16 protein-coding genes are annotated in these 17484 nt (G+C 71.4%); 5 read left to right on the top strand and 11 right to left on the bottom strand.

Annotated elements, in window-relative coordinates; all coding sequences use genetic code 11:
* Positions 1-8: 8 nt before the first annotated feature.
* Together OG959_RS33685 and OG959_RS33680 are read right to left on the bottom strand one after the other, a co-directional pair.
* The gene (locus tag OG959_RS33685; RefSeq protein ID WP_326664551.1) at positions 9-1169 is read right to left on the bottom strand and encodes a steroid 3-ketoacyl-CoA thiolase; all 1161 of its coding nucleotides are present in this window, start codon (positions 1167-1169) and stop codon (positions 9-11) included.
* A 134-nt stretch (positions 1170-1303) separates the two neighbouring features.
* On the bottom strand, positions 1304-2050 hold the full coding sequence (locus OG959_RS33680; protein WP_326664550.1) for an SDR family NAD(P)-dependent oxidoreductase: 747 nt from the start codon (positions 2048-2050) through the stop codon (positions 1304-1306).
* Positions 2051-2268: 218 nt separating this feature from the next.
* Between OG959_RS33680 and OG959_RS33675 the strand changes: the two genes are divergently transcribed.
* The gene (locus OG959_RS33675) at positions 2269-3432 is read left to right on the top strand and encodes a Rieske 2Fe-2S domain-containing protein (RefSeq protein ID WP_326664549.1); all 1164 of its coding nucleotides are present in this window, start codon (positions 2269-2271) and stop codon (positions 3430-3432) included.
* Positions 3432-3686 (top strand): ferredoxin, encoded by a 255-nt coding sequence (locus OG959_RS33670; protein ID WP_326664547.1) that lies wholly within the window; start codon positions 3432-3434, stop codon positions 3684-3686. Before OG959_RS33675 ends, OG959_RS33670 begins: the two co-directional genes overlap by 1 nt.
* A 74-nt stretch (positions 3687-3760) precedes the next feature.
* Here the strand turns inward: OG959_RS33670 and OG959_RS33665 are convergent, their stop codons facing one another.
* From OG959_RS33665 to OG959_RS33630, 8 genes are read right to left on the bottom strand one after another with little or no spacing between them, the layout of a single operon-like run.
* Positions 3761-5242: an FAD-dependent oxidoreductase gene (locus OG959_RS33665; RefSeq protein ID WP_326664545.1), complete on the bottom strand. Its 1482-nt coding sequence runs from the start codon at positions 5240-5242 to the stop codon at positions 3761-3763.
* A complete protein-coding gene (locus OG959_RS33660; RefSeq protein ID WP_326664543.1) occupies positions 5239-6156 on the bottom strand; it encodes a VOC family protein in 918 nt (305 codons plus the stop codon). Before OG959_RS33660 ends, OG959_RS33665 begins: the two co-directional genes overlap by 4 nt.
* A gap of 41 nt (positions 6157-6197) precedes the next feature.
* Positions 6198-7382 (bottom strand): acyl-CoA dehydrogenase family protein, encoded by a 1185-nt coding sequence (locus tag OG959_RS33655; protein ID WP_326664541.1) that lies wholly within the window; start codon positions 7380-7382, stop codon positions 6198-6200.
* 8 nt (positions 7383-7390) lie between these two features.
* The gene (dmpG, locus tag OG959_RS33650; RefSeq protein ID WP_326664539.1) at positions 7391-8446 is read right to left on the bottom strand and encodes a 4-hydroxy-2-oxovalerate aldolase; all 1056 of its coding nucleotides are present in this window, start codon (positions 8444-8446) and stop codon (positions 7391-7393) included.
* A gap of 28 nt (positions 8447-8474) precedes the next feature.
* Positions 8475-9383 (bottom strand): acetaldehyde dehydrogenase (acetylating), encoded by a 909-nt coding sequence (locus OG959_RS33645; protein WP_326664537.1) that lies wholly within the window; start codon positions 9381-9383, stop codon positions 8475-8477.
* A 57-nt stretch (positions 9384-9440) separates the two neighbouring features.
* Entirely contained in the window at positions 9441-10475 is a 1035-nt protein-coding gene (locus OG959_RS33640) for a ferredoxin--NADP reductase (protein ID WP_326664535.1), read from the bottom strand.
* Positions 10472-12169, bottom strand: coding sequence for an FAD-binding protein (locus OG959_RS33635; protein ID WP_326664534.1), 1698 nt, complete (start codon positions 12167-12169; stop codon positions 10472-10474). The genes OG959_RS33640 and OG959_RS33635 overlap by 4 nt, the downstream gene beginning before the upstream one ends.
* On the bottom strand, positions 12166-13035 hold the full coding sequence (locus tag OG959_RS33630; RefSeq protein ID WP_326664533.1) for an alpha/beta fold hydrolase: 870 nt from the start codon (positions 13033-13035) through the stop codon (positions 12166-12168). The genes OG959_RS33635 and OG959_RS33630 overlap by 4 nt, the downstream gene beginning before the upstream one ends.
* A gap of 318 nt (positions 13036-13353) precedes the next feature.
* Here OG959_RS33630 and OG959_RS33625 point away from each other — a divergent pair, with 318 nt between their 5' ends.
* On the top strand, positions 13354-13917 hold the full coding sequence (locus tag OG959_RS33625) for a flavin reductase family protein (RefSeq protein WP_326664531.1): 564 nt from the start codon (positions 13354-13356) through the stop codon (positions 13915-13917).
* Positions 13918-13977: 60 nt separating this feature from the next.
* Here the strand turns inward: OG959_RS33625 and OG959_RS33620 are convergent, their stop codons facing one another.
* Positions 13978-14808, bottom strand: a complete 831-nt coding sequence (locus OG959_RS33620; protein ID WP_442805763.1) for an IclR family transcriptional regulator — start codon at positions 14806-14808, stop codon at positions 13978-13980.
* 248 nt (positions 14809-15056) lie between these two features.
* On the opposite strand from OG959_RS33620, the gene OG959_RS33615 reads away from it, so the two are divergent.
* Positions 15057-15665: an acyl-CoA-like ligand-binding transcription factor gene (locus OG959_RS33615; protein ID WP_326664527.1), complete on the top strand. Its 609-nt coding sequence runs from the start codon at positions 15057-15059 to the stop codon at positions 15663-15665.
* Between the two features lie 138 nt (positions 15666-15803).
* The gene (locus OG959_RS33610) at positions 15804-17411 is read left to right on the top strand and encodes an MDR family MFS transporter (RefSeq protein ID WP_326664525.1); all 1608 of its coding nucleotides are present in this window, start codon (positions 15804-15806) and stop codon (positions 17409-17411) included.
* The last annotated feature ends 73 nt before the right edge of the window (positions 17412-17484 follow it).

The raw sequence follows: 17484 nt of genomic DNA, 5'->3' as shown, positions 1-17484 counted from the left end.
CGCGCCCCTCAGATGCGTTCGATGACGGTGGCGGTCGCGTGCGCTCCACCGGCACACATGGTGATCAGCGCGGTGGACTTCCCGGTCCGCTCCAGTTCGTACAGGGCCTGGGTGATGAGGCGGGCCCCGGTGGAGCCGACGGCGTGACCGAGCGCGATGGCGCCGCCGTTGACGTTGACCTTGTCCATGTCCGCCTTGTGGACCTGGGCCCAGGAGAGGACGACGGAGGCGAAGGCCTCGTTGATCTCGACGAGGTCGATGTCGGCGAGGCTCATCCCGGCGGTGCGCAGGACCCTCTCGGTCGCGGCCACGGGTCCGTCGAGGTGGTAGTACGGGTCGGAACCGACCATGGCGGAGGCCACGATCCGGGCGCGGGGGCGCAGACCCTCGCGGGCGGCGCGCTCCCGGCTCATCATCAGGACGGCGGCGGCTCCGTCGCTGATCTGGGAGGAGTTCCCTGCGGTGTGGATGCCGTCGGGGAGCACGGGCCGCAGGGCGGCCAGCGCCTCGGGGGTGGTGTCGCGCAGCCCCTGGTCCCGGCTGACGCGCGCGGTCTCGCCGGTGGGCCCCCCGGCTCCCACGACGGGGGCCTGGACGTCGATGATCTGCCCGTCGAAGCGGCCCTCGGCCCAGGCGCGGGCGGCCTTCTGCTGGGAGGCGAGGCCGAGGGCGTCCGCGTCGGCCCGGGTGATGCCGCGGTTGCGGGCGATGCGCTCGGCGGCGGTGAACTGGTCAGGCATGTCCAGCGTCCAGCCCTCCGGGGCCGGGGAGCCGTTGTCCGGGGTGAGCGCGGCACCGAGGAAGACCCGGCTCATGGACTCGACACCGCAGCCGATGCCGGCCTCGATGGCGCCGGCGGCGATCAGCCCCGCGACCAGGTGTACGGCCTGCTGGGACGATCCACAGGCGCAGTCGACCGAGGTGCATGCGGTGGTGTACGGCAGTCCGGCGTGCAGCCAGGCGTTGCGGGTGACGTTGTTGGACTGCTCACCGGCCTGGGTGACACAGCCGCCGATGACCTGTTCCACGGTGCCGGGGGCGACACCGGCCCGCTCCAGCAGCCCCTTCTGTGCGAGCCCGAGAAGCTCCGCCGGGTGGAGTCCGGACAGGACACCGCGGCGCCGGCCGACCGGTGTCCGCGCGGCTTCGACGATGACGGCCTCGGTCATGGCTCTCCGTAAGGGTGTGAGGGGCCCGTTGGGCCGGGACACTGATGAACCGAAAACTAGAATTCATTCTCGAAACAAGCAAGGGGCAGTCCCGCTCAGTGGCCCGGCCCTTCCATGGGCCGGCCTCCTCCGCGTCAGATGTGGGATCCGCCGTCGGCCCGCAGCTCCGCCCCGGTGAGGTAGGCCGCGTCCCGCGAGGCGGCGAAGGCGATCACCCCGGCGATCTGCTCGGGCCGCGCGGCACCGAACGGTGCGCGGATCCGGGCGTAGTACGAGGTGTCGAGGTCCGGCGGCAGCACGTGCGGGCCGGCCAGGGGCGTGGCGACGGTGCCGGGCGACACGGGCACGACCCGGATGCCGCGGTGGGCGACCTCGGCGGCCAGGGACAGCGAGAAGCCGAGGACCGCACCCTTGGAGGCGGCGTACGCGGTCATGTACGGATTCCCGTGCGCCGCCGCCGACGACGCCACGTTGACGATGACACCGGAGCCGTCCGGGAGATGGCGCAGCGCCTCCCGGCAGAACAGGGCCGTACCCACCGTGTTGACCGCGAAGAGCCGCTCCATGTCGGCCACCGTCAGCCGGTCGATGGGTGTCGTCCGGTGGATCCCCGCCACGTTGACCAGGACGTCGAGGCCCCCGAGGCCTTCGGCCGCGGCCCGTACGCTCTCGACCACCGCGTCCTCGTCGGCGACGTCGGCCACCCGGGTCACGATCCGCCCCGGCCCGTCCGCCGCCGCCGCGGTGTCCGCCAGTCCTTCCCGCGACATGTCGACGGCGAACACGACCGCGCCTTCGGACACCAGGCGCAGCGCGGTCGCCCGCCCGATACCCGATCCCGCTCCGGTGAGCAGGACCTTCACACCGTCGAATCGGTTCATCACGGGCTCCTCGGCTGTGTCGTGCGGTGCAGGGACGGGCGGACCGTACTGGCGGCCGACAGCACCACGGAGCCCCGGTCCCACCGACCGGGACCGGCCCGCCGGCCGGCACCCGGAACGCCGGTTCCGGTCAGTGGGACTCCTCCGGCCGGGCACCGGGGAGCGGGCCTACCGTCCGGGAACCTGGAAACCATGCGTCCTTAAGGGGATGAGAGAACGTGAGCGCAGTCGAGTCAGCACCCGACGACGTCAGGGCCATCGAAGCCGCAGCGGCACCCACGCGCTTCGCACGCGGCTGGCACTGCCTCGGCCTGTCGGAGAAGTACCGGGACGGAAAGCCGCACCCGGTCCGGGCGTTCGGCCAGAAGCTCGTGGTGTTCCAGGCGGGCGACGGCACGCTCAGCGTGCTGGACGCCTACTGCCGGCACATGGGCGGTGACCTCTCGCAGGGCACCGTCAAGGGCGACGAGGTCGCCTGCCCGTTCCACGACTGGCGCTGGGGCGGCGACGGCCGCTGCAAGCAGATCCCGTACTCCAAGCGGGTGCCGCTGCGGGCCCGCACGGCGTCCTGGCCCACACTGGACCAGGACGGCATGCTCTTCGTCTGGAACGACCCCGAGGGCAATCCCCCGCCCGCCGATGTGGTCATCCCCCGGATCGAGGGCGCGACGAGCGACGAGTGGACCGACTGGCTCTGGTACGAGACCACCATCGACGCCAACTGCCGTGAAGTCGTCGACAACGTGGTGGACATGGCCCACTTCTTCTATGTCCACTACTCCTTCCCTACGTTCTTCAAGAACGTCTTCGAGGGTCACACCGCCACCCAGCACATGCGCGCGACGGGCCGACCCGACGCCCGCCCCCAGGAGCAGGACGGCAAGCCGAAGACCACCGGCAGCAACTCGCTGGCCGCGTACCACGGCCCGTCCTTCATGATCGACGACCTGACCTACCACTACGACACCGGTGACCAGCAGTCGGTACTGATCAACTGTCACTACCCGGTCGACGCCAACCGGTTCGTCCTCCAGTACGGCATCATCGTCAAGCGCTCGCCGTCGATGAAGGGCAACGCGGCAGACGAACTGGCGGCTGGCATGGCGCAGTTCATCAAGCTCGGATTCGAGCAGGACATCCAGATCTGGCAGAACAAGGCCCGGATCGACAACCCGCTGCTCTGCGAGGAGGACGGGCCCGTCTACCAACTCCGCCGTTGGTACGAGCAGTTCTACGTGGACGTGGCCGACGTCAGGCCGGAGATGACCGACCGGTTCGAGTTCGAGCTGGACACCACGCGGCCCGTCGAGGCGTGGCAGAAGGAGGTCGAGGCCAACCTCGCCCGCAAGGCCGCCGCTGCCGCCGAGGGCCGGCCGGTCTGATGCGGGTCGACAACCGCCTCGCCGACGGCGCCCCGATGCGCCCCCTGGCGTGCGACCGGTGCGCGGCGCAGGTGCTCGTACGCAAGAGCAGCTGGCAGCAGACGAGTGTGCAGTGGAACAGCGGCGCGATGGCCCTCTGCGCGGAGCGCGAGGGAGCCGGACCGGCCTTCGAGGGCTGCGGGTCACTGCGCGACACGATCCGCGAGACCGCGCTGCGGGGCACGATCGGGCTCGTGGACGGCGGCGACGTCTGAACCCGGCACGCGTCGGCGCGCAGAGGAGGCCGGGTTCGCGCCCGCAGCGCGCACCCGGCCTCCTCTGCGCGCGCTCAGCCGCCGCCCGCCGCGGCAACACCGGCCCGCCGCCCGAAGAACGTGCCGTCGCCGAGGGACGTGCCGCTGACGTATCCCTCGCCGTGGATGCCGGAGGCGGCCCGCCCCGCGGCGTACAGCCCGGGGACCGGATCACCGGACACGTCGAGCACCGCACCGTCCACGGTGGTGTGCAGCCCGCCCAGGGTGAACCCGGCGGCGCCCGTCCCGGCGCCCGCGCCGGGCCGCCCTCCCCGGTGGAATCCGGCCCTCGGGTCGACCGCCGCGAACGGGCCCTTCAACGGCCTGAGCCAGCGCGGGTCCTTGTGGAAGTACGGGTCCCGCCCTTTCGCCGCATACGTGTTGTAGGCGCCGACGGTGGACTCCAGGGCGCCCTGCGGCATCCCGAGTTCGGCCTCCAGTTCCGCCAGGGTCTCCGTGACGAACCGGGGCACCACGCCCCAGCGCTCGGGCTCCGGAATCGACTCGTAGCCCTCCTCGTCGATGATCACCCAGTAGGGGGCGGGCTGCGTCAGCACGGCGGCCACGCTGAACAGGCCGGGGTACACGTCCTCGTTGATGAAGCGCCGGCCGTGGGCGTTGACCAGCATGCCCCGGGTGACCATCGCCGGCAGCGCGGTCAGCGCCAGTTCGACCACACCCATCCGCCGGGTGGCGGCGCCGAGCGCGGCGGCCATCCGGATGCCGCTGCCGTCGTCAAGACCGTCGCTGACCTTGCCGTGGCCGATGAGGTGCGGGGCGTGGTCGGCGAGCATCTCCTCGTTGTCGGCGAACCCGCCGGTGGTCAGCACGACGCCCTTGCGGGCCCGGACGGCGAGGTCCCGGCCGTGCCGGCGTGCGGTGACCCCGACGACCCGGCCGCCGTCGTCCACGATCAGTGCCGTGGCCAGGGTGTCGGCCTGTACGGCGGCCCCCGCTTCCTGCGCCGCGGCGACCAGCTTCTCCATCACCAGCCAGCCGCCGAAGGCGTCGGTCGCGCAGCGGTGGCCGCGCGGCGCCGGGCGGGCGATCTCGTTGTACGGCCAGGCGTTCTCGCCCAGCCACATCAGCCCGTCCTTGGTGGTCGGCATCCAGGTCGGCGCGTCCCACAGGGCCGGCTCGAAGGTCAGCCCGCGGTCCACGAACCACTGGAAGTGCGCGGCACTGCCCTCGCAGTACAGGCGCAGCTTCTCCTGGTCGGCGTGCGGCCCGAGCGCGGCGTCGAGATAGGCGAACATGTCGTCCGCGCTGTCCTCGAAACCGCACGCCTGCTGGACCGGGGTCCCGCCACCGAGATACAGCTCACCGCCGGACAGCGCCGAGGACCCGCCGGGGCCCCCGGCCCGTTCCAGTACGAGGACGTCGGCGCCCGCCGCCGCGGCCTCGTACGCCGCGGCGGCTCCGGCGCATCCGAAGCCGACGACCAGCACGTCGGTCTCCGCGTCGTAGTGGCCGACGGTACCGGCGGGCACCGGTGTGACCGGCCGGGTGGCTCTCATGCGGCCGTCCCGGGCGGGGTGAACGCCGCCAGGGGTTCGGAGCCGGACCAGTCGTGGCCCCAGTAGCTGTCGGCGGTGATCTCCTCGGCGGTGTAGTGCGCCTCGTCGACGCGCATCCCGTCGTATCCGTACTCGAGGTCCCAGCCGCCCGGCGCGCGTACGTAGAACGACACCATCTTGTCGTTGGTGTGCCGGCCCAGCGTCGAGGAGAGCGAGAAGCCCTGCTTGCCCACGTTGTCGAGGGCGCGGCCGACCGCGTCCAGGCTGTCGACCTCGACCATCAGGTGCACGAGGCCGGGCGCCTCGCCGTGCGGGGCGGGGCAGACGGCGAGGCTGTGGTGGCGTTCGTTGACCCCCATGAAACGCACCCGGCGCGGCGAGCCGCCGCCGAGCCGCATCGAGCCGCGGGGCAGGAAGCCGAGCACCTCGGTGTAGAAGGCGATCGTCTCGTCGGGGCCGGTGGTGGGCAGGACGATGTGTCCCATCCCCTGACCGCCGGTGACGAACCGCTGGCCGAGCTTGGAGACCACGGGACTGTGGTCGAGGACCGGGGCGAAGAACACCTCGACGGGCACGCCCGCCGGATCCTCGAAGGTGATGCCCTCCTCGACGCCCCGGTCATCGGCCTCCTCACGGCTGAGCGGCTTCACTCCCGTACCGGAAGCCTCGACGGCGCGGCCGACGGCGGCGAGCGCGAACTGGTCCCGCACCTCCCAGCCGACCGACAGCACCCGGTCGGTTTCGCCGGGCAGGACGGCGAGCCGGGAGCGGCGCTCGTCCATGCGCAGGTACAGGCCGTCGGGGTCCGGCCCGGAGCCTTCGGCGAAGCCGAGGGCGTCCACGGCGAGTTCGCGCCAGCGCCCGATGTCAGTGGACTGGACCCGGAGATAGCCGAGTCCGCGGATCTGTGTCATGAGTGTTCCTCTCTGAACCGGTCTGCCGTCGGTCGAAGGCGTCAGATCATCGAGCGCATCGGGCCGTGCGGAGGTTCGATGCCGATCTCGGTGAGGGCGGAGGCGTGGAAGACGGATCCCGGCACATGGATGGCGTGCGTGAGACCCACGTGCGCGTCGCGCCAGAAGCGCTGGATCGGGTTGTCCAGCCGCATCGCGTTGCCGCCGGAGCGGGCGACGATCTCGTCGACGGCGCGGACGGCCCGCCAGGCGGCAGCCGCCTGGGTGCGCCGGCCGACGGCACGGCGCTCGAAGCTGATCTCCTGGCCGGCCGCGACCGCGTCGTGGATCCGGCAGATGTTGTCCAGCAGCGCCGAGCGGGCCGCCGCGATCTCGGCCGCCGCCTCGCTGATGGCGTACAGGACGTACGGGTCGTCCTTCACGGCCTGGCCGGTGATCTGCACCCGGCCGCGCTGGTAGTCGAGGTGGTGCGCGAGGGCGCCCTCGCAGATGCCGATCACGGCGGCGGTGATGCCGAGCGGGAACGCTGCGGAGAACGGCAGCCGGTAGGCGGGGTTGGTCAGCCCGGACTCGGCGGCCAGGGAACCGTCGACGACCTTGGCGTACTCGATCACGCGGTAGTCGGGTACGAACGCGTCCTTGACGATGACGTCCTTGCTGCCGGTGCCGCGGAGCCCGACGACGTCCCAGGAGTCCTCGACGATCTCGTAGTCGGCGCGGGGCAGGATGACGTGCACGGACTGCGGCGGGTTGAGCCGGTTGCCGTCCGCGTCGGCGAGGAAGCCGCCGAGGAAGATCCAGCGGCAGTGGTCGGTGCCGGAGGAGAACTGCCACCGGCCGTTGAAGACGTAGCCGCCGTCGACGGGACGCAGCACGCCCATCGGCGCGTACGGGGAGGCGATCCAGGTGTCGGGGTCCTCGCCCCAGATCTCCTCCTGGACCCGCGGGTCGGCCATCGCCATCTCCCACGGGTGGACACCGACGACACCGGTGACCCAGCCGGTCGCCCCGTCCAGGGCGGCGATCCTCATGACGGTCTCGGCGAACTCGCGCGGATGCAGTTCGAGGCCGCCGTACGTCTTCGGCTGGAGCATGCGCATCGCCCCGACGTCCCGGAGGATCTTCGCCGCCTGGTCGTCGAGCCGGCCGAGCGCCTCGTTGGCGGGTCCGAGCGCGCGGATCTCGTCGGCGCGTGCCTCGACTGCTTCGAGTACGGGATTGGACATGGCTGTTCTCACTTCCCCGAGGAGTGCTGGGCGGTCCCGGTCCGGTTCTTCGCCGCGAGGGCGACCGCGATCTCGATGAGCTGGTCCTCCTGGCCCCCGACGAGCTTGCGGCGGCCCGCCTCCATGAGGATCTCGGCGCCGGAGACCCGGTAGGTGGCGGCCTGGCGGGCGGCGTGCTTCAGGAAGCTGGAGTAGACACCCGCGTAACCCATCGTCAGCGACAGCCGGTCGAGGAGGCACTCGCCGTCCATGACGGGCCGGACGACGTCCTCGGCCGCGTCGATGATCTTCAGTACGTCGATGCCGGTACGGATCCCCAGCTTCTCGGCGACGGCCGCGAAGCCCTCGACGGGTGTGTTGCCCGCGCCCGCGCCGAAGCGGCGGGTGGAACCGTCGATCTGCTGGGCCCCGGCGCGGACGGCGAGGACCGAGTTGGCGACGCCGAGGCCGAGGTTCTCGTGGCCGTGGAAGCCGACCTGGGCGTCGTCGCCGAGCTCGGCGACCAGGGCGGCGATCCGGTCGCTGGTCTGTTCCATGATGAGGGCGCCGGCGGAGTCGACGACGTACACGCACTGGCAGCCCGCGTCGGCCATGATGCGGGCCTGCCGGGCCAGCACCTCGGGCGGCCGGCTGTGCGACATCATGAGGAACCCGACGGTCTCCAGGCCGAGTTCGCGGGCCAGGCCGAAGTGCTGGACGGAGATGTCGGCCTCGGTGCAGTGGGTGGCGATCCGGCAGATCGCGGCGCCGTTGTCCGCGGCCTCGCGGATGTCGTCCTGGAGGCCGAGCCCCGGCAGCATCAGGAAGGCGATCTTCGCCCGGCGGGCGGTCTTCACCGCGGCCTTGATGAGCTCCTGCTCCGGGGTGTGGCTGAAGCCGTAGTTGAAGGAGGACCCGCCGAGGCCGTCCCCGTGCGTGACCTCGATGACGGGCACGCCCGCGTCGTCGAGTGCGCCGACGATGGAGGTGACGTGCTCGACGGTGAACTGGTGCTGCTTGGCGTGCGATCCGTCCCTGAGGGACGAGTCGGTGACCCGGATGTCCAGGTCGGAGCTGTAGGGCATGGCTCGTGTACTCCTCGGTGAGCGGCGGTCAGGCGCCGGCGCGGCGGGCGGTGATCCGCTGGGCGAAGCCCTCGCCGACCCTGGTGGCGGCGGCGGTCATGATGTCGAGGTTTCCGGAGTACGGCGGCAAGAAGTCGCCCGCGCCCTCCACCTCGATGAAGACCGCGACGCGGGCGAGTCCGCCGCTGACCGCGGTCTCCCCGTCGAACTGCGGCTCGGCCCGCAGCCGGTAGCCGGGGACGTACCCGGCGACCTCGGCGACGGTCTCCCGGATCGACGCGGTGACCGCGTCCCGGTCCACACCGGCGGGGACGGCGCAGAAGACGGTGTCCTGCATCAGCATCGGCGGTTCGGCCGGGTTGAGGATGATGATGGCCTTGCCCTTGGCGGCGCCGCCGATCGTCTCGATGCCCCGGCCGGTGGTGAGGGTGAACTCGTCGATGTTGGCGCGGGTGCCGGGCCCGGCCGACGGTGAGGCGACGCTCGCGACGATCTCCGCGTAGGCCACCTCGGTGACCCGGGAGACGGCGTGCACGATCGGGATGGTGGCCTGGCCGCCGCAGGTGATGAGGGAGACGTTGGGCGCGTCGAGGTGCTCACCGAGGTTGACGGCCGGCACGACCGCCGGGCCGATAGCGGCGGGGGTCAGGTCGATGGCCTGGATGCCGAGCCGGGCGTACTTGGGGGCGTTGGCCCGGTGGACGTACGCGGACGTGGCCTCGAAGACCAGGTCCGGCCGCTCCTGGCCGGCCAGCAGCGCGTCGACGCCGTCGGCGCTCGCGTGCAGGCCGTGGTCGGCCGCGCGCTTGAGGCCGGGGCTCTGCTCGTCGATGCCGATCATCCAGCGCGGCTCGATGTCGGGCGAGCGCAGGAGTTTGTACATCAGGTCGGTGCCGATATTGCCGGATCCGACGATCGCGGCGGTCGCCTTGGTCACGGTTCGAACCTCATCCGGGTCGAGTGGGAACGGAGAACAGGGGCGGGAGGGGGCGGCTCAGCCGTCGTAGGTGGCCTTCAGCCGGTCGCTGAGCGGGCGCGCCTGGCAGGCGAGGATCAGACCGTCGGCGAGGTCGGCGGCGTCCAGGACCTCGTTGCGTTCCATGGCCACCTCGCCCTCGGTCAGGACACAGGCGCAGGCGCTGCAACTGCCTTCCCGGCAGGAGTACGGCGCGTCGATTCCGGCGGCGAGCAGCACGTCGAGCAGCGGCGTGTTCCGGGGCCAGTAGACGGTGTGGCTCACCCCGTCCAGCTCCACCTCGGCCGTGCTGACGGGCCCGGTGTCCGGCTCCGGTACGGGGCCGCGTTCCGCGAACGGGTCGCCGGTCAGTGAGGTGAAGCGCTCCACGGTGATCCGGCCGGGCGGTACGCCCAGGTCGGTGAGCGCGCCGGCCGCCAGGTCCATGAAAGGGCCGGGCCCGCACACGAAGGCGGGGTGCCCGGCGTACGGGCGGGCCAGCGCGCGCAGGCCGGATGCGGTGGGCCGGCCCTGGACGGACTCCAGCCAGTGCAGGACGGTGAGCCGGTCTCCGTACTCCCTTGCCAGATCGGCCAGTTCGTCGCGGAAGATGACGGACTGCTCGTCGCGGTTGGCGTAGAGGAGGGTGACCGCGCCGTTTCCCGCGTGCAGGGCGGACGCGAGGATCGACATCACGGGGGTGATGCCGCTGCCCGCGGCCAGGAGCAGGAAGTCGCCGTCGAGGGAGTCCGGGGTGAAGGTGCCCGCGGGCCGCAGCACCTCCAGGGTGTCGCCCTCGGTGACGTGGTCGCAGATCCAGTGGGAGGCGTACCCGCCCGCCGTGCGCTTGACGGTCACCTTCAGCTGCTCGTCACGCACCGGGGAGCTGCACAGCGAATAGCAGCGGGCCGCTCCGCCCGGACGCTCGGAGGGCACCCGGACGGTGAGGAACTGGCCTGGCCGGTACGCGAACCGGGCCCGCTCCCCGTCCGCCGGCTCCAGGACCAGCGAGTGCGCGTCGGCCGTCTCCCGGATCACCTTGACCACGCGCACGGTCAGCGACGCCGGGCTCATGGGGCGCCTCCGGCGGCCCCGGCCCCCGTGCGGGTGACGGCGGCCGCGTGCCGGGCCGCGAGGTAGCCGAACACGATGGCGGGGCCGATGGTCGCGCCGGGGCCGGCGTACTCGTTGCCCATGACGGCCGCGGAGGTGTTGCCGGTGGCGTACAGCCCGGCGACGGCCGAGCCGTCCTCGCGCAGCACGCGGCTGTTCTCGTCGCAGACGAGGCCGCCCTTGGTGCCGAGGTCGCCGACCTCGATGCGGATCGCGTAGTAGGGGGCCTTGTCGAGCTCGTCGAGGTTGGGGTTCTTCATCGTCGGGTCGCCGTAGTAGCGGTCGTAGGCGCTGTCGCCGCGGCCGAAGTCGGTGTCCTTGCCGGTACGGGCGAAGCCGTTGAACCGTTCGACGGTCCCGGTGAGGGCGTCCGCCGGGACGTCGATGCTCCGGGCGAGGCCGGCGAGGGTGTCTGCGCGGTGCACGGTGCCGTTCTCGTAGAACGCCTTGGGGAAGGGCATGCCGGGGAGGATCTGTGCGAACGGGTACCGGGCGCGGGCCTTGGCGTCCATGACGAACCAGGCGGTGGTGTGCCCGCCTTCGAGCTGGTCGTGGACGAAGTTGACGTAGGGAGAGGACTCGTTGGTGAACCGCCTTCCGTCGGAGGAGACGATGACCGACGGCGGGATGCACCGCTCGGAGACCAGCGGGATCGTCGCTCCGGAGGGATGGTGCACGGACGGCATCCACCAGGCGTCGTCCATGAAGTCGAGCGCGGCGCCGAGTGCCTGGCCGGCGAGGATGCCGTCGCCGACGTTCTCTACGGCTCCGGCACTGTGGTTGTCGCGGCCGCCCTCGGGCAGGTACTTCTCGCGCATCTCCCGGTTGTGGTCGAACCCGCCGGTGGCGAGGAGCACGCCGTGCCGGGCGCCGACGCGTACCGCCTTGCCGTCGCGGGTGACGACGACACCGGTGACCGTGCCCTGTGCGTCGGTGACGAGTTCGGTCATCGGGCTGCGCAGCCACACCGGTACGCCGGCTTCCTTGAGCGCCATCCGCATCCGCGCCACGAGCGCCCGGCCCCCGGTCGCCATGTGGCGCCGGCGGACCATGTTGGACGAGACGCGCCAGGCGGCGATCACGGAGGCCCAGCGTCCGCGCCAGGTCCGCTTGACCATGGCGAGGTCGCGGTAGTCCTTGGCGGTGATCCAGAGTCCGAGGGGGCCCTTGAGGCTGTTGGGCCGCTGGTGCTTCTCGTCCTCGCCGAGATTGCGGGTGTCGAAGGGCAGCGCCTCGACGGACCGGCCGCGCGGACGGCCCCCGTCGTACTCGGGGTGGTAGTCGGCGTAGCCCTTGACCCAGAAGAACCGCATCCAGCGGCTCTTCTCCAGCAGCTCCATCGCGGCGGGGCCCTGGTCGACGAAGGCGTCGAGGCGGGCGGCGGGGACCCGGTTCTCGGTGAGCAGGTCGAGGTAGCGGCGTACGGACGCACGGCTGTCGTCGTGCCCCTTGGCCTTCAGCGTGGGGTTGTTGGGGATCCAGATGCCGCCTCCGGAGATGCCGGTCGTTCCTCCGTACATCGCCCCCTTCTCGACGACGACGGTGCTCAGTCCGCTGTCGGCCGCGGTCAGGGCTGCGGCCATGCCGCCTCCGCCGCTGCCGACGACGACGAAGTCGAACTCCTCGTCCCAGGCGCCCTGGGCCGCGGCGCTCACGCCGCGTCCTTACGGGTGAGGAAGGCGAGAACCGCGCTCTCCCAGGCAGCCTTCTGCTCGATCATCACCCAGTGCCCGCAGTCCGGGAACACGTGCAGTTCCGCGTCGGGAATGGTGCGCATCGGCACGATCGACATGTCGACGGGGCTCACCCGGTCGTCGCGCCCCCAGGTGAGCAGGGTCTTCGCGCGGAGCCGGTGGAGCATGGCCCAGTAGGGCGCCGCGTCGGACGCGGCGGCCGCGGCGGACCCTGCCGCGAACGCCTCGCTTCCGTACATCAGGCGGGCACTGGCGAGCGTGTCCGGGTCGGTGGCCTGCGCCCACCGCTCCTCGATGAGCTCCTCGGTCACCAGGGAACGGTCGTACACCATCGAGTTCAGCCAGCGGACCAGGCCCTCGCGGGACGGCGCGTCGGTGAACTCGGAGAGCAGCTTGATGCCTTCGCCGGGCCCGGGGCTGAACAGGTTCCGGCCGATTCCGCCGATCGTCACGAGGCGGCGCACCCGGTCGGGGTGGGCGAGCGCGAACTGCGTGCCGATGATGCCGCCCATCGAGTTGCCGATGATGTCGACCTCCTGGAGCCCGAGCCCGTCGAGGAACCGGGTCACGGACGAGGCCGCCGTCGCCATGGGGTGGCCGTCGGCCGGGTCGCTGACCCCGAAGCCGGGGAACTCCAGGACCAGGCAGCGGAAGTGTTCGGCGAACGCCCCGAGGTTGTGCCGGTAGTTGCGCCAGCCGGTGACCCCGGGGCCGGATCCGTGCAACAACAGCAGGGGCGGGCCGTCCCCGGCCTCGTGATAGCGCAACACGCCCTGTTCGGTGGCGAGTTCACGCAGTGTGGAGTCATGGCTCAGCGCCGTCATCATCCCTGCCTCGGTTGGCCTCTGTGTCCGGTGGACCTGGTGACCCGGTGTGCCGGCCAGGGTGGTGGTCCCTCCGGGCGGCCATGGGTGCCGGGTGATCGGTTCCTGGACGGTAGCCACGGCCCGCCGGGCCACGCGGCGGGCGTCTCGGTGAGCGGGATGCGTACGGCGGCCGGGGTACGGGCGGCCTGCGGCGGCCCACGGCCCGGGGCCGTTCCACTCATCGGGAACTGCCCCCCGGCGCTTCGGCCGCTGTCCTACTTTCGGCCCCCTGCCCGGTCCCGGGCACACCACCGCCCCGTCCCCGTCGAGGTGAACCCGATGACCGCAGAGCCCCTGTCCGCGCCCGAGGCATGCGAGGAGACCGAGCCGACCCCTGCCCGGATGCGGCGCACCATGGGCACCTTCGCATCCGGGGTCACCGTGGTGACGGGGACCGACCGGGACGGAGTTCCCGCCGGCTTCGCGTGCCAGTCCTTCGCGTCGGTGTCGCTGGAACCTGCCCTGGTCCTGTTCTGCGCGGACCACCGGGGGCGGGCCTGGCCGAGGATCCGGGAGGCGGGCCGGTTCACGGTGAACATCCTCACCGAGGAGCAGACCGATCTGTGCGGCCGGTTCGGTTCGAGCAAGGGCCGCAAGTTCGAAGGGCTGGACTGGGAGGTGTCCCGCTGGGGTACGCCGTCCCTGCCCGGCGTCCTGACCCGGGTGCACGCCGATGTGTACGACGTGCACGGCGCGGGTGACCACGATGTGGTGGTGGGCCGGGTCCTGGCCCTGGAGACCGTGTCCGAGCGGCAGCCGATGCTCTTCTTCCGTGGCGGCTTCGGGGTCGCAAGCCCTGCTGCGCCCCCCGTCCCGTGGGGCTGGGGCGACCACTGGGGGTGAGAGAGGGCGGGCCCCGGCCGTATACGTCGCCTGCGCGGGGGCCCTCCGACTGCGCGCGGGCTACTGCCAGTCTCCGTACTGCTCCACCGCGAGCAGCCGGTCCATGGCCTGCGGGGACCACGTCTCCTCCGGCACCGCGGCGGGCCTGCGCGCGCCCCTGACCGGCGTCTCCGGCTCGGGGAACAGCTCGCGCGACACCTGCCGTGCCGCGTCCACGACCAGGGGTGCCACCTTCTCCAGCGGGGACCAGGCGTCTCCCACCAGCGAGATCGCGGCGATCGGCCCCTCGGGGCCGCGGACGGCGGCGGCGACACAGGCGATGTCCGGGAAGCACTCACCGCGTTCGAAGGCGAGGCCGTGGCGGCGCCGGATGCGGTTGAGTTCCTGGTGCAGGGTGCCGATGTCGGCGATGGTGCGGTGCGTCAGACGGCCGATGGACTCGGCGGCCCTGGCCTCGACGTCCTCCGGTTCGAGCCAGGCCAGCATGGCCTTGCCGAGCGCGGTCGAGTGGGCCGGCGCCCGGCCGCCCACGCGGGAGGGCACGGCAGCGGCGAAGCGGCCGCCCACCTTGTCGAGGTAGTGCACCTCCGCCCCGTCCAGGACGGCCAGGTGGACCACCAGGCCGGTCTTGATCTGCAGGTCGTGCAGCCTGGCCGCCGCGGCCTCCCGGATCCTGCCGTGCGTACCGTCCCCGCCGCCGAGGCCGAGAGCGCGGCGGCCGAGTCCGTAACCGAGGGCGGTGTGCTCGAGCCAGCGCAGCCGTACCAGCTGGTCGAGGATCCGGTGCGCCGTCGACCTGGGCAGCTGCGTGGAGCGAGCCACTTCCTCCAGCGAGAGCCGGGCCGCCCTGCCCTCGAAGACGTCCATGATCAGAGTCATGCGCTCGACCATCGACGGTGGCAGCTCGCGACGAACCGGTGTCTGCACATGGGGAGCGTCTTGGACAGCCGTCATGGGTGCCTCCAGCCACAGACTGAAATGAATTCTTGTTTTCCGGAATGTAACAGCGCCCCCCGAGCCCAGTGAAGAGATGCGCACCGCCTCTTTTGCCCGCACTCACTCCGGTGGCCGACGGGCCGCCCCGGAACGGGCGCTTTCAAATTTTGCCCAGCACGCAAAATTGCATAGCATGCACCTTCATGAGTGCCGACGACCACGCCTCCCTCGGGCTGCGCGAACGCAAGAAGCGCGCGACACGCGACGCCCTTGCCGACATGGCCCTGCGCATGGCCGCGGCCCGTGGGATCGAGCACGTGACCGTGGAAGCGGTCACCGACGCGGTCGGCGTCTCCGTACGCACGTTCTTCAACTACTTCCCGTGCCTGGAGGACGCGATCACCCGCCCGGGACACGAGAGCGCCGAGCGGACCCGTCGGGCCGTGCTGAACGCGCCGGAGCACCTCACCGCACTCGAAGCCCTCAGCGAGGCGCTCGCCCAGGAGCTCGCCCAGGTCGAGGAGGACCACGAACGCTGGGAACTCCAGATGGCGGTGCTCAGGACGAGCCCTTCCCTGCTCCCGGGGTTCCTGGCCGCCCAGGGCGCCGACGAGCGCGCCCTGGTCGCCGTCCTGGCCGAGCGTCTGGGCCAGGACCCCGAGACGGATCTCCAGCCCCGCCTGCTCGCACATGTGGCGATCGCCGCCGTGCGCGCCACCGTCGAGGTGTGGGTGGCCTCCGGCCGCACCCGCACCTTCCAGAGCCTGTACCGCGAGGCGTTCGCCTCACTGGCGACCGGCCTGAAGACCTGAGGACACGAAGTCCCGAAGGCGCGAAGGCCGTCACCGGTCACCGCAGATCCACGCCCCGCAGATCCATGCCCGCAGATCCACGCCCCACCGAACCAGTCACCACAGAACCAGTCACCAGAAAATGAGGAACGTCAGCCGATGACCGCTGCCGTCACACCCGAAGCCGGTACCGCCGGCGCGCCCGAGGGGGCCGCGCCCGGCATGACGCGCCGCCAGATACTCCAGGCCATGTCCGGCCTGATGGCGGGCATGTTCGTGGCCATCCTGGCCTCCACCGTGGTCTCCAACGCCCTGCCCAGGATCATCTCCGACCTGAACGGCAGCCAGTCCGCCTACACCTGGGTCGTCACGGCCGAACTCCTCGCCATGACGGCGACCGTCCCGATCTGGGGCAAGCTGTCCGACCTCTACGACAAGAAGCTGCTCATCCAGCTCTCGCTGTCGATGTTCGTCGTCGGCTCACTCGTCGCAGGCTTCTCGCACAGCGTCGGGCTGCTCATCGTGAGCCGCGTCGTGCAGGGCATCGGCGCGGGCGGTCTCACCGCACTCGCCCAGGTCGTGATGGCCGCGATCATCCCGCCGCGTGAACTCGGCCGCTACTCCGGCATCTTCGGCGCCGTGTTCGCCGTCGGCACCGTCGCGGGCCCGCTCATCGGAGGTGTGCTCGTGGACACCTCATGGCTGGGCTGGCGCTGGTGCTTCTTCATCGGGGTGCCGTTCGCGCTGCTGGCCATCGTGCTGCTCCAGCTGACGCTGAAACTTCCCACGGTCCGACGGGAAGTGAAGATCGACTATCTCGGCGCCGTGCTCATCATGAGCGGTGTCAGCGCCCTGCTGCTGTGGGTGACCCTCGCGGGCAACCAGTTCGACTGGGCGTCGTGGCAGACCGCCGCACTCGTCACCGGCGGAGTGGTCCTGCTGGCCACCGCGGTCCTGGTCGAGTCCAGGGTCCAGGAGCCGATCATCCCGCTGACCATCTTCCGCAACCGCACCGTGGCACTGACGACGGTGGCGAGCCTCCTCGTCGGCGTCGCCATGTTCGGCGGCACGGTGTTCCTCTCGCAGTACTTCCAGATCTCGCTCGGCAAGACGCCGACCGTCGCGGGCCTCATGAGCCTGCCGATGATCCTCGGTCTGATGGTCTCCACGACCGTCGCCGGCCAGATCATCTCCTCCCGGGGCAAGTGGAAGGGCTTCCTGATCGCGGGCGGCATCATCATGACGGCGGGCATGGGCCTGTTGTCCACGATCGGCGCGGACTCCTCGTTCGGCGTGCTCAGCCTCTACATGGTCGTGCTCGGCGTCGGCGTCGGCATGCTGATGCAGAACCTGGTGCTGGCCGCCCAGAACGACGTACCCGCTTCGGAGCTCGGTGCGGCCACCTCGGTGCTCTCGTTCTTCCGCAGCCTCGGCGGCGCGATCGGTACGAGTGCGCTGGGCGCGGTACTCGGCCACCGGGTGGCCCAGGAGATGGAGAAGGGCTTCGGCGGGGCCGCGGACAACGGGGGTGCCGGACACAGCGTTCCCGACCTCAGCACGCTCCCCGAACCGGCCCGCCAGGTGGTCGAGCACGCGTACGGCGTCGCGACCGCCGATGTCTTCCTGATCGGCGCCCCCTTCGCGCTCCTCGCGCTGGTCGCCGTGCTGTTCATCAAGGAGAAGCCGCTCAAGACGCAGAGCGGCATGGAGCGCCTCGCGGAGGAGAGCGCCGCGGCCGCGAAGTCCGCCGCAGCCCCGACGCACTGATCACCGATCACTGATCACTGATCACCGGGTCACCGGGTCACCGAGCCCCGCATCGCACGCACCTGTCGCGTGT

It is taken from the genome of Streptomyces sp. NBC_00385, from assembly GCF_035917155.1.
Classification (GTDB): Bacteria; Actinomycetota; Actinomycetes; order Streptomycetales; family Streptomycetaceae; genus Streptomyces; species Streptomyces poriferorum.
This window is presented reverse-complemented; position numbering and strand designations above follow the sequence as displayed.